The sequence below is a fragment of the Erwinia sp. GW821-FHT03D09 genome (assembly GCF_059420805.1).
In genome coordinates, this window is the sequence record NZ_JBWKUK010000002.1 from 124,609 (window position 1) to 136,712 (window position 12,104).

General features: G+C 56.5%; 11 protein-coding genes. 8 read left to right on the top strand and 3 right to left on the bottom strand.

What is annotated here, in order from left to right; all coding sequences use genetic code 11:
- The first annotated feature begins 18 nt into the window (after positions 1-18).
- Both prlC and rsmJ read left to right on the top strand, forming a co-directional pair.
- Positions 19-2,061, top strand: coding sequence for an oligopeptidase A (prlC, locus tag AC07U6_RS02300; RefSeq protein ID WP_494761202.1), 2,043 nt, complete (start codon positions 19-21; stop codon positions 2,059-2,061).
- A 6-nt stretch (positions 2,062-2,067) separates the two neighbouring features.
- Positions 2,068-2,820, top strand: coding sequence for a 16S rRNA (guanine(1516)-N(2))-methyltransferase RsmJ (gene rsmJ / locus AC07U6_RS02305; protein ID WP_494761203.1), 753 nt, complete (start codon positions 2,068-2,070; stop codon positions 2,818-2,820).
- A gap of 88 nt (positions 2,821-2,908) precedes the next feature.
- On the opposite strand, the gene AC07U6_RS02310 is transcribed toward rsmJ, so the two are convergent.
- A complete protein-coding gene (locus AC07U6_RS02310) occupies positions 2,909-4,105 on the bottom strand; it encodes an NAD(P)/FAD-dependent oxidoreductase (RefSeq protein WP_494761204.1) in 1,197 nt (398 codons plus the stop codon).
- A 133-nt stretch (positions 4,106-4,238) separates the two neighbouring features.
- Between AC07U6_RS02310 and AC07U6_RS02315 the strand changes: the two genes are divergently transcribed.
- On the top strand, positions 4,239-4,739 hold the full coding sequence (locus tag AC07U6_RS02315; RefSeq protein WP_494761205.1) for an RrF2 family transcriptional regulator: 501 nt from the start codon (positions 4,239-4,241) through the stop codon (positions 4,737-4,739).
- Positions 4,740-4,780: 41 nt separating this feature from the next.
- On the opposite strand, the gene uspA is transcribed toward AC07U6_RS02315, so the two are convergent.
- Positions 4,781-5,218 carry a universal stress protein UspA gene (gene uspA / locus AC07U6_RS02320; RefSeq protein WP_494761206.1) on the bottom strand — a complete coding sequence of 146 codons (438 nt, stop codon included), beginning with the start codon at positions 5,216-5,218 and terminating at the stop codon, positions 4,781-4,783.
- A gap of 330 nt (positions 5,219-5,548) precedes the next feature.
- Here uspA and uspB point away from each other — a divergent pair, with 330 nt between their 5' ends.
- Positions 5,549-5,884 (top strand): universal stress protein UspB, encoded by a 336-nt coding sequence (uspB, locus tag AC07U6_RS02325; RefSeq protein ID WP_314427108.1) that lies wholly within the window; start codon positions 5,549-5,551, stop codon positions 5,882-5,884.
- Positions 5,885-5,965: 81 nt separating this feature from the next.
- Here the strand turns inward: uspB and pitA are convergent, their stop codons facing one another.
- On the bottom strand, positions 5,966-7,465 hold the full coding sequence (pitA, locus tag AC07U6_RS02330; protein WP_494761207.1) for an inorganic phosphate transporter PitA: 1,500 nt from the start codon (positions 7,463-7,465) through the stop codon (positions 5,966-5,968).
- Between the two features lie 242 nt (positions 7,466-7,707).
- Here pitA and AC07U6_RS02335 point away from each other — a divergent pair, with 242 nt between their 5' ends.
- The 4 genes from AC07U6_RS02335 (at position 7,708) to AC07U6_RS02350 (ending at position 11,996) form a co-directional block, all read left to right on the top strand.
- A complete protein-coding gene (locus AC07U6_RS02335; RefSeq protein WP_494761208.1) occupies positions 7,708-8,892 on the top strand; it encodes a BaiN/RdsA family NAD(P)/FAD-dependent oxidoreductase in 1,185 nt (394 codons plus the stop codon).
- A 61-nt stretch (positions 8,893-8,953) separates the two neighbouring features.
- Positions 8,954-9,589 carry a hypothetical protein gene (locus tag AC07U6_RS02340; RefSeq protein WP_494761209.1) on the top strand — a complete coding sequence of 212 codons (636 nt, stop codon included), beginning with the start codon at positions 8,954-8,956 and terminating at the stop codon, positions 9,587-9,589.
- Positions 9,590-9,784: 195 nt separating this feature from the next.
- Positions 9,785-11,503, top strand: coding sequence for an ABC transporter ATP-binding protein (locus tag AC07U6_RS02345; RefSeq protein WP_494761210.1), 1,719 nt, complete (start codon positions 9,785-9,787; stop codon positions 11,501-11,503).
- A gap of 40 nt (positions 11,504-11,543) precedes the next feature.
- Positions 11,544-11,996 carry a hypothetical protein gene (locus AC07U6_RS02350; protein ID WP_494764784.1) on the top strand — a complete coding sequence of 151 codons (453 nt, stop codon included), beginning with the start codon at positions 11,544-11,546 and terminating at the stop codon, positions 11,994-11,996.
- Positions 11,997-12,104 lie beyond the last annotated feature (108 nt).

Here is a 12,104-nt window from a genome sequence, read left to right on the forward strand (position 1 = left end):
TTAAAGGACTACTGCGCTATGACCAACCCGTTACTCTCTTCGTTTACTCTTCCTCCGTTTTCTGCCATCAAACCTGAACATGTGGTTCCTGCCGTGACTCAGGCGCTGGATGATTGCCGCGCGGCGGTTGAGAAGGCCGTGGCTCAGGGCGCTCCCTACAGCTGGGATAACCTGGTGCAGCCGCTGGCAGAAGTGGACGATCGTTTAAGCCGCCTGTTCTCCCCGGTCAGCCACCTCAATTCGGTAAAGAACAGCCCGGAACTGCGCCAGGCCTATGAACAAACCCTGCCGCTGCTGTCGGAATACAGCACCTGGGTGGGGCAGCATGAAGGGTTGTACCAGGCATATCGCGATCTGAAAGAGGGCAGCCACTACGCCGCGCTCGATCTGGCACAGAAAAAAGCGGTGGATAACGCCCTGCGTGATTTTGAACTGTCCGGTATCGGCCTGTCGAAAGAGAAGCAGCAGCGCTACGGTGAAATCGCCGCACGCCTCTCTGAACTTGGCTCGACCTACAGCAACAACGTGCTGGATGCCACGATGGGCTGGAGCAAGCTGATTAGCGATGAAAGCGAGCTGTCCGGCATGCCGGAGAGCGCGCTGGCCGCTGCGAAAGCGCAGGCGGAAGCGAAAGAACAGCAGGGCTGGCTGCTGACCCTGGACATCCCAAGCTATCTGCCGGTGATGACCTACTGCGACAACCAGGCGCTGCGTGAAGAACTTTATCGTGCCTACTCGACTCGCGCGTCGGACCAGGGTCCAAACGCCGGGAAGTGGGACAACAGCGAAGTGATGGCCGAAGAGCTGGCCCTGCGCCACGAGCTGGCCCAGCTGCTGGGCTTTGACTCCTTCGCGCATAAATCACTGGCGACCAAGATGGCGGAAAGCCCGGCGCAGGTGATCGACTTCCTGACCGACCTGGCGAAACGTGCGCGTCCACAGGCGGAGCAGGAGCTGGCCGAGCTGCGCGCCTTTGCGAAAAAAGAGTTTGGCGTGGACGAACTGCAGCCGTGGGATCTGACTTACTACGGTGAAAAACAGAAGCAGCATCTTTACTCCATCAGCGACGAGCAGCTGCGCCCGTACTTCCCTGAGCAGCGCGCGTTGAGCGGCCTGTTTGAAGTGGTGAAACGTATTTACGGCATCACCGCCAGCGAACGCAAAGATGTGGATGTGTATCACCCAGACGTGCGTTTCTTCGACCTGTTCGACGAAAGCGGCGAGCTGCGCGGCAGCTTCTATCTGGACCTCTACGCGCGCGAACACAAACGCGGCGGGGCCTGGATGGACGACTGCGTTGGGCAGATGCGCAAAGCCGACGGCACGCTGCAAAAGCCGGTGGCCTATCTGACCTGTAACTTCAACCGTCCGCTCGGTGGTAAGCCTGCGTTGTTTACCCACAACGAAGTGACCACCCTGTTCCATGAATTTGGTCACGGCCTGCACCATATGCTGACCCGCATTGAAACCCCGGGCGTGTCCGGTATCAGCGGCGTGCCGTGGGATGCGGTCGAGCTGCCGAGCCAGTTTATGGAAAACTGGTGCTGGGAGCCGGAGGCGCTGGCGTTTATCTCCGGTCATTATGAAACCGGTGAGCCGCTGCCGCAGGAACTGCTGGAAAAAATGCTGGCCGCGAAAAACTACCAGGCCGCGCTGTTTATCCTGCGCCAGCTGGAGTTCGGCCTGTTCGACTTCCGCCTGCATACCGAGTTCGACCCGGCGATAGGCGCGCAGATCCTCGAGACTCTGAAAGAGGTGAAAGCACTGGTGGCGGTTGTACCCGGGCCGTCCTGGGGCCGCTTCCCGCACGCCTTCAGCCACGTCTTTGCCGGTGGCTATGCCGCAGGCTACTACAGCTATCTGTGGGCGGATGTGCTGGCCGCGGACGCGTACTCACGCTTTGAACAGGAAGGGATCTTCAACCGCGAAACCGGGCAGTCATTCCTCGATAACATCCTGACGCGCGGCGGTTCCGAGGAGCCAATGGAGCTGTTCAAACGCTTCCGTGGCCGCGAACCGCAGCTGGATGCGATGCTGAAACACTACGGCATCAAGGGATAAGCGGTTTTGAACATCTGTTTACTGGATGAAACGGGCACCGGAGACGGTGCCTTATCTATTCTGGCCGATCGCTGGCAGCTGACGCATGACGACAGTGCTGTAATGGCGCTGGTGATGACCGCCACACACCTTGAACTACGCAAGCGCGACGAGCCGAAACTCGGCGGCATTTTCGTGGATTTCGTCGGCGGCGCGATGGCGCATCGGCGCAAGTTCGGCGGAGGTCGCGGTGAAGCGGTGGCGAAAGCCGTGGGTATTAAAAGCGGCTATCTGCCGGATGTAGTCGATGCCACGGCCGGACTGGGACGCGATGCGTTTGTGCTGGCGTCCGTGGGCTGCCGCGTGAGGATGCTGGAGCGTAATCCTGTTGTGGCAGTGCTGCTGGATGACGGCCTGGCGCGGGGTTATGCCGATGCGGAGATTGGCCCGTGGCTGCGCGAGCGGCTGACGCTGCTGCATGCCTCCAGCCTGACTGCGCTGACGGATATCACGCCGCGCCCGCAGGTGGTGTACCTTGACCCGATGTTTCCACACAAGCAGAAAAGCGCGCTGGTAAAGAAAGAGATGCGGGTGTTTCAATCGCTGGTGGGGCCGGACCTGGATGCCGACGGGCTACTGCAACCAGCACGTCAGCTGGCGACTAAACGGGTCGTCGTGAAGCGCCCGGACTACGCGCCGCCGTTGGCCGATGTGGCCACGCCGAACGCGGTGATCACCAAAGGCCATCGATTTGATATTTATGCGCCGCTGACAGCGTAACGGGGCGATCGGAACAGAGGGCACAGCCTGGGATTAGCACCCGGGCTGTGCTTTTTTTTGCCTTTAGCCCGTGAGGGTCAGGCTGCGATCACACAAACGGCGCTAACGGGTCGGCGATCCTGAACGCGGTGGCTTTATCGGCTGCCGGTGGGTAGATCAGTTCGCTGACGATCGACACTTTCAGCTTTTTCGCCTCCGCTCGCGTCAGCTTGACCTGCTGATCCCAGCCTTCGCTATAGACCGCGCCCCATGCGCCAAGATCGAGGCAGGTAACGTAATTTTCCTGACGATAAGGCAGCGGTGCGATATCCAGCAGGCTCGCCGCCGCGTTATTGCCGGCAAATTTACCGAGCTGAATCGCGTGCTGGCAGGTCATCAGCGCGTGGTTGCCGCTGTCGTCGGTGGTGGCATATGCCACATCGCCGGTGGCGTAAATATCTTCATGGCCGATGACCTGTAGCTGGGCGTTAACATGCAGGCGGCCCTGGCGGTCACGCGGTGCATCAATCTGTGCCGTCAGATCGTTGGCCTGTACACCAACGGTCCAGATAACGGTCTGTGCAGCAAGGGTCTGTCCGTCTTTCAGCGTCACGCCATCCACCGTCACCTGCTCCACTTCCGCATTGACCTTCCACTCCACGCCCAGCTCGGCGGAAGCCTCGATAATCACATTGCGCAGTTCCTCGCTGTATCGTGCGGCAGGCTGAGGGCCGCGCTCAATCACCACTACGCGGGTTTTCGCCTGCGCGCCGAGGATCTCACGCAGGCGAGCCGGAAGTTCGGTCGCCATCTCAATACCGGTAAAGCCACCGCCACAGACCACGACGGTGTTGCGTGTTGCGCTGTTCGGGCGCTGTGCCAGGCCGTTAAGGTGCTGCTCCAGTACCTCGGCGCTTTCCAGCTGGTCAAGGTCGAACGCGTGCTCAGCCACGCCTGCAACCTGCGAACGATTAATGTGGCTGCCGCTGGCCAGGATCAGGCGGTCCCAGGCCTGCTGCTGCACGGTGCCGGATTCGTCACGCCAGCTGACCCGGCGAGCCGCCGCATCGATCTGGCTGACCGTGCCGCGCAGGAAATTCACCCCGGTGACGTCGAACAGCGGCTGTAAAGGGGCGACCAGCGAACGCACGGCGCTTTCATAAAAACGCGGACGCACGCGTAATTCCGGCTGTGGGGCGATCACGGTAATTTCTACGTTGGCATTGCCCTCTGCCAGCCGTGCGGCGCTCAGCGCTGACCACATCCCCGAGAAACCTGCACCGACTATCAGAATCTTTTTACGCATATTACTGTCACTCTTGTTACGGTTATTAACTCGGATTATATTTGTCGTAGTTTAAAAAGGCAAAGGTGATTTGTGCGCAAGGTGGTGCTGAAAACGCTACACTAACGCAAGTTAACGGGGTTGAGATAAGTACATGGCTTTCTATAGTTCTGGCGTTGAGTATGGCATTCACAGCCTGATGTTTATGGTTGATAGCAGCGGGGACGCGCGTGAAATGAGCGTGCGGGAGGTTGCCGATCTGCAAAATGTGCCGTACGACTATCTGGCCAAGATCTTTACCCGCCTGTCAAAAGCGGGGCTGGTGCGCAGCAGCGAAGGCAAGGGCGGCGGTTTTCAGCTGGCGATGCCTGCCGCAAACATTACGCTGCTCGACGTGGTGAACGCCATTGACGGCGAAAAACAGGTTTTTGCCTGCCGCGAGATCCGCCAGCGGACGGTCATTTTCGATGAAACGCCGCCGGAGTGGGCCTGTTCGGGGATCTGCGGCGTGCGTTCGGTGATGGAGATGGCGCAGCAGCGTATGGAAGAGTCGCTGGCACAGCACTCTATACTGGAGCTGGCGCTGAAGATGTACTGCAAAGCACCGGAGACGTTTGTGGTGGAAGTTCAGGACTGGATTGAAGCACGGCGGTAATTAAAAGGCCGGGCGTACCCGGCCTCTGCAAGACAACGGTATTAATCTTCGTCTTCGTCGTTCAGCGGCACAATCAGCATATCAACGTGCACGGTATTGATCAGCTGGCGGGCAGAAGACATCAGCTTGCTCCAGAAGTCCTGATGGTGGCCACAGACCACTAAATCCACCTGATACTGCTTAATCGCATCAACCAGCACCTGGCCGAGATCGCCGCTGCCGCTGAGGGTTTCAGCAATCGGATAACCGGCGTTGTTTGACAGTTCGGTCAGCGCGGTGTGGGTTTCTTCCGAAATCCGTTTCTGCATATCACCCAGATTAACGTCAATCAGTCCGGTGTAGAGATCGGAATAATTCACATCTACGTGAATCAACGAGACTTTTGCATCATAAGGACGAGCCATCGATACTGCTTTATCAACCAGCAGTTTACTCTCAGGCGACAGATCAACAGCAATCAGAATGTGTTTGTAAGCCATGATGAATACTCCTTTTCGCGTAAGTTCTGATACATGCGGGATACGATTAAGTATAGCGAAATTTGTTAAAAGATGTTGTGGCAGCCTGCGGTCTTTGCGAACAGGATCAACATGAATTTTCCTCCGTTTATCGCGGATGCCGTACAGAGTGCTGGAAAAATTTTGTGCAGATCTCCTACACTGATAAGAGGCGCCAGTCAGCGCTTTCTTATCGACTCATCCGGCTGACAGCCGTATCGGGTCGATATCGATAAGAGGGGCAGTTTAACCATCGCAGGGCGCAGCGGCTTGCCCGCTTTACGTTTTCTGTGAAATGGCCGGGAGGGGATCATGATCAGCACTATCGCGCTTTTCTGGGCTCTTTGTGTCGTTTGTGTGGTGAATATGGCGCGTTATTTCTCTTCGCTGCGCGCTTTGCTTGTGGTGTTACGCGGTTGCGATCCCTTGCTGTATCAGTACGTCGATGGGGCGGGATTTTTTACTTCGCACGGGCAGCCGGGTAAGCAGGTTAGGCTGGTGTACTACATCTGGGCCCAGCGCTATCTCGATCATCATGACGATGAGTTTATCCGCCGCTGTCAGCGCGTGCGCGGTCAGTTTATTTTGACCAGTTCACTCTGCGGACTGGTGGTTATCAGTCTGATTGGCCTGGCTATCTGGCATTGAGCGCGGTGCAGCTATAAAAAAAAGCGGACCGAAGTCCGCTTTCTACACTTTTTGCGTGACGGGCAGCCCCGCCGCGCTGGCTTAAATCAGCTTCAGTGCAATCCAGTACAGTACACCGGAAAGAACAATCGACACCGGCAGAGTAAAGACCCACGCCAGAAGGATGTTCTTAATGGTTTTACCCTGTACACCGCCACCGTCAACCAGCATCGTACCCGCCACCGAGGAGGAGAGAATGTGAGTGGTTGAAACCGGCATGCCGGTATAACTTGCCACACCAATGGAGACCGCCGCTGTCATCTGCGCCGACATTCCCTGAGCGTAAGTCATGCCTCTCTTACCGATTTTTTCACCGATAGTAGTGGCAACACGACGCCAGCCAACCATGGTGCCCAACGACAGAGCCAGTGCCACCGCGACGATAATCCACACCGGGGCATACTCAATGGTATTGAGCAAATCGCCTTTCAGCTTGGTCAGGAAGCGTTTATCTTCCGCGCCGGTTTCCGGCAGCTTCGATGCTTTATCCGCCGTATCCGAGATACACATCAGCATGCGACGCAGATGGCTGCGCTGCTCAACGGTCAGTGAATCGTAGCTGGACAGGTCGTTCAGCAGCCCCTGAGCACGCTGGATAACCGGCAGCGCGCGCGCGGCATCACAGTGGAACTCCTTAGGACCGGACGGCACTTCTTCCGGCGACGGGATCGCCGGTGGCGACATCTGAATGATGTGCGTCAGCGAAGCGGCATGCTGCTGGTAATACTGCTCCAGATGGTTAACGGCATCACGCGTACGGGCGATGTCATAACCGGTGGAGTTCATATTGACCACAAAGCCTGCCGGCGCCACGCCAATCAGCACCAGCATAATCAGACCAATGCCTTTCTGGCCGTCATTTGCACCGTGCGAATAGCTGACGCCAATCGCAGAAACGATCAGGGCGATACGGGTCCAGAACGGCGGCTTTTTCTTGCCATCGATCTTTTCACGCTCTGCCGGCGTCATGTGGACACGCAGGCGCTTCTTGTTGCCGCTCCAGTAGCGACGCAGCAGAAACACCAGGCCGCCAGCAATGACCAGGCCAACGATCGGCGAGATAATCAATGACATAAAGATGCCAATCATTTTCGGCACGTTCAGCGCATCAACTACCGAGGTTCCGGTCAGCAATGCGTTAGTCAGGCCGATACCGATAATGGCACCAATCAGGGTGTGGGAGCTGGAAGCCGGTAACCCAAAATACCAGGTTCCGAGGTTCCATACAATGGCGGCAAGCAGCATGGAAAAGACCATCGCCAGCCCGTGAGCCGATCCAACGTTCAATAACAGATCGGTGGGTAACAGATGGACAATGGCATAAGCTACGCTCAGGCCGCCCAACAGTACACCAAAGAAGTTGAACACCCCCGCCATGACGACCGCTAACTGCGAACGCATTGCACGAGTGTAGATCACGGTTGCGACCGCGTTGGCTGTATCGTGGAAGCCGTTAATCGCTTCATAAATCAATACAAACAACAAAGCCAGAACCAGTAACAAGCCGGTATGAAAATCAAGACCAGCAAATAGATGTAGCATAAGCGTTACGCCATTTTGGAGGACATGAACGCGGCGCATTATCAGCGACAAACCGCACTGGGGGAAAGTGAAATATAGACTTTTTTTGACATTAATGTGTCACTATAGTGACAATACCCTAATAAAACTATGTTAAATCATTAGGTTACAAATTGTTTCCGCTGAGGTTTCGCCTGATGCTGGCATCCCTCTCGCCAACTCTCTACAATCAGCGTTTTTGTCGGGCAGTGCCGGAGTGAGCAGTGGAAAAATATGACGTTATCGTAATTGGCGCGGGTGCTGCGGGCCTGTTCTGCGCGGCGCAGGTGGGCCAGAAAGGGCTTCGCGTACTGTTAATTGATAATGGCAAAAAGGCCGGTCGCAAGATCCTGATGTCCGGCGGTGGCCGCTGCAACTTCACCAACCTCTATACCGAACCGGCGGCCTACCTGTCGCACAACCCTCATTTTTGTAAATCCGCACTGGCGCGTTATACGCAGTGGGATTTTATCGATATGGTGAACCGCCACGGCATTGCCTGGCATGAGAAAACCCTCGGCCAGCTGTTCTGCGATGATTCTGCTCAGCAGATTGTCGATCTGCTGCTGAAAGAGTGCGAGGTGGGGAACGTAACGCTGCGGCTGCGCAGCGAAGTGATGTCCGTGGTGCGTGGCGATTCGGGCTATACGCTTCAGCTGAATGGCGCTGAGGTGCAGGCGGAAAAACTGGTGATTGCCAGCGGCGGTCTGTCGATGCCGGGACTGGGCGCATCGCCGTTTGGCTATAAAATTGCCGAACAGTTCGGACTTAAAGTGTTCCCGACCCGCGCCGGATTGGTGCCGTTCACCCTGCACAAGCCGCTGCTGGAACAGTTGCAGACGCTCTCCGGCGTGTCGGTGCCGTCGGTGATGACGGCGGAAGACGGCACGGTGTTTAAAGAGGCGCTGCTGTTTACCCACCGCGGCCTGTCCGGCCCGGCGGTGCTTCAGCTTTCCAGCTACTGGCAGCCGGGTGAGTTTGTCACCATCGATCTGTCGCCGCAGCAGGATATCGATGCGTTTATTAATGAAGAGCGTAATCAGCACCCGAACCAGAGCCTGAAAAATACCCTGGCGAAACTGCTGCCGAAGCGGCTGGTCGAGTGCCTGCAGCTGCTGGGCTATGTGCCGGAATGTACCCTGAAGCAGCTCAACAGCCGCCAGCAGGGCGAGCTGGTGACCACGCTGCACCAGTGGCGCGTGCAGCCAAACGGCACCGAAGGCTATCGTACCGCCGAAGTGACCCTGGGCGGCGTGGATACTACGCAGCTTTCATCCAAAACCATGGAAGCCCGTGACGTACCGGGGCTGTACTTTATTGGTGAAGTGGTGGACGTTACCGGCTGGCTGGGGGGCTATAACTTCCAGTGGGCGTGGAGTTCGGCCTGGGCCTGCGCGCAGGCGCTGTGATGTTTTAAGGGAAAATGCTAAGGTGCTCGGCTGTTAAGGCGATTTTGAGATGAAGGGCTGAATGATGGAAGTGCTAAGCTCCAGCGATCCACTTTACACCTTATTCATGCACCCGAAGTCAAAGCTGATCGTCAGCCGGTTCCGTAGCCTGGCCGGTGAAAAGAAGATGAGCGAGTGGCAGGTTTTTAACGTGCTGCTGGCGGGCTTTCTGAACTGCTGGGCCGTTAAATCTGACAACTTCAGAATTCATATCGACTTTGCCAAATCGAGTAACTTCGATTTCCTGTTTGATAAGATCAATGTGACAGTGGCGATTGAGGGGATGTCGGGCGATATAAACCTTCTGGGGCCGGACTTCTCGTTGCCGCAGTACGATTCACCGTATGAGTTTTGCCGGCTGGTGAATAAAAAAGAGTACGACTCGCGCACCACCTATTTGGGTATGCACGGCAAGGCGTACCATAAAGCTAACTTTCTCAGCCTGCCTCAGCCGAACGGCCAGCCTGCCCTGACCTGGGAAGGCACGGTGATGGTGTACGACAAAGCTTTCTTCCATCCGAAAAACTACGCCACGGCGATAGGCTTTTTACAGGATGATCTTCATCGCACCGTTTCTGAAGCGTTAGTCAAAAGGTTCACCCAGTTCTCGGCGCTTTATGATTATGTCTTCCGACCTTTGCGAAACCGGGAAGCATAAGCCTGGTCGGCCCCCCGTATTACTCGCGCTGAGATTATTCCCGGTTAATTCTCCGGGAATATGTTGAAATTAATCCCTACATTTTTTACTGCGTAATTAAACGACTTGGTATTCCCGCACAATGTTATAATTCCGCCTCATTTTACCGCACCCGCCGTCCGGCATTAAAAAATTATAGTGAATATTGAGGGAGTTATGCTTAGGCGTTTTTTTAGTTATTACGTACCTTACAAGAAGCTTTTTCTGCTCGATTTTGGCTGCGCCATTCTTGCCGGGCTGCTGGAGCTTTCCTTCCCGATGGCGGTTCGTGCCTTTATTGACAAGCTGCTGCCTGCCCAGGACTGGGTGATGATTATTGTGGCTTCGGTGGCACTGCTGGCGATCTACCTGATTAATACCGGGCTGATGGCGGTGGTGAACTACTGGGGGCACGCGCTGGGTGTTGGGATTGAAACCGATATGCGTCAGCAGGCGTTCCAGCATTTGCAGAAGCTGTCGCTGGGCTATTACGACAACGTGAAAACCGGCCACATTATTACCCACGTCACCAAAGACCTGGAAGAAGTGGGGGAGATCGCCCACCATGGCCCGGAAGATCTGTTTATTGCGGTGATGACCTTTATTGGTGCCTTTATTCTGATGGCGACGGTACATATGCCGCTGGCGCTGATGACCATTATTATCGTGCCGTCGATGACCTGGCTGGTCAGCCGACACGGCAGCCAGATGACCAATACCTGGCGCAAGCTGTTTGGACAGATCGGTGATTTCAACGCCCGTATCGAAGAGAGCATCGGCGGCGTGCGCGTGGTGAAGGCGTTTGCCAATGAGCATCAGGAAGAGAAGCTGTTTGCCCGCGATAACGTGAACTACAAAACCACCAAGCTGCAGGCCTACCGCATTATGACCGCCAGCATGACGCTGAGCTATCTCAGCACCCGTCTGGTTCAGCTGGTGATTATGGTCGCGGGCACGTGGTACGTGCTGAAGGGTGAGCTGAGCTACGGCGGGTTTATCGGCTTCCTGCTGCTGGTTGAGGTGTTCTTCCGTCCGGTGCAGAAGATTTCGTCGGTGATGGAGAGCTATCCGAAAGGGATTGCCGGTTTCCGCCGCTTCACCCAGCTGCTGAACACCGCGCCGGATATTACCGATAAGCCGAATGCACGCGTGGTCAGCGAGCTGAAGGGCGATATCGAGTTCGATAACGTCACCTTTGGCTACAGCGCTGGTTCGACGGTGCTGAAGGATTTGAATCTGACTATCCGCGCCGGTGAAACGGTGGCGTTTGTCGGGCCGAGCGGGGCGGGTAAAACCACGTTGTGCTCGCTGCTGCCGCGTTTTTATGATGTGCAGCAGGGTGCGATTCGCGTAGATAGTCTGGATATTCGCGATATGACTCAGCAGTCGCTGCGCGGTCAGATCGGGATTGTGCAGCAGGACGTGTTCCTGTTCGGCGGTTCGATTCGCGAGAATATCGCGTATGGTCGTCTGCACGCGACGGAAGAGGAGATCTGGCAGGCGGCAACCCGTGCGCGTCTGGCGGATTTGATCAACAGTTTGCCGGATGGTCTGGATACGATTGTGGGTGAGCGCGGCGTGAAGCTGTCCGGCGGTCAGAAGCAGCGTATTTCGATTGCCCGCGTGTTCCTGAAGAACCCACCGATCCTGATTCTGGATGAGGCGACGTCGGCGCTGGATACGGCCACCGAACAGGCGATTCAGCAGTCGCTGTCCGAGCTGTCGGTAGGGCGTACGTCGCTGATTATTGCCCACCGTCTGACGACGATTCAGAATGCCGATCGAATTATTGTGGTGGACGATAACGGGATTGTGGAGCAGGGCAGCCATAAGCAGCTGCTGGAGCGCCGGGGGCGTTATGCGCATTTGTATGATGCGCAGCTGACGCGGGCGTAGTTTTTTCGGCGGTTTGGAGGCGGGTGTATATGCCTCCCGTTTGTTGTCTGGCACCGTGGTGCTTGAGGTGCTTGAGGTGCTTGAGGTGCTTGAGGTGCTTGAGGTGCTTGAGGTGCTTGAGGTGCTTGAGGTGCTTAGGGCGACTGCGCGGACGGGTCGCGGCTACGACTGGCGGTCCTCGCGCCGCTTCGCGGTGCCTTCACTGCGTTCGTCAGCCTGTCGGACCGGCTCAGACGGCACATCCGTGTGCCGACCGAGCCTTGCGCCCGCGTCCTGCGGGCTTATCCTCGCTTCCTCTCTCCGTTCAGCGCTGCGGATTGCCCGTTGTAGCCGCGACCCGTCCGCGCTGCAAATTCTGTGGCTGGCGAAAACGCTCTATCCGGCGCGTTTCAGCGGCATCGACATGAACTATGAAGTTACTAATTTTTATCATGACTTCTTCGGTATATCACTGACTCCCGATCAGGTGAAGGCGATCCTGAATCCGGTTTAGTTTCAAAGGGGGGATTCCCCCCTCATACTCTCGGCTACCGGCTACCGGCTACCGGCTACCGGCTACCGGCTACCGGCTACCGGCTACCGGCTACCGGCTACCGGCTAC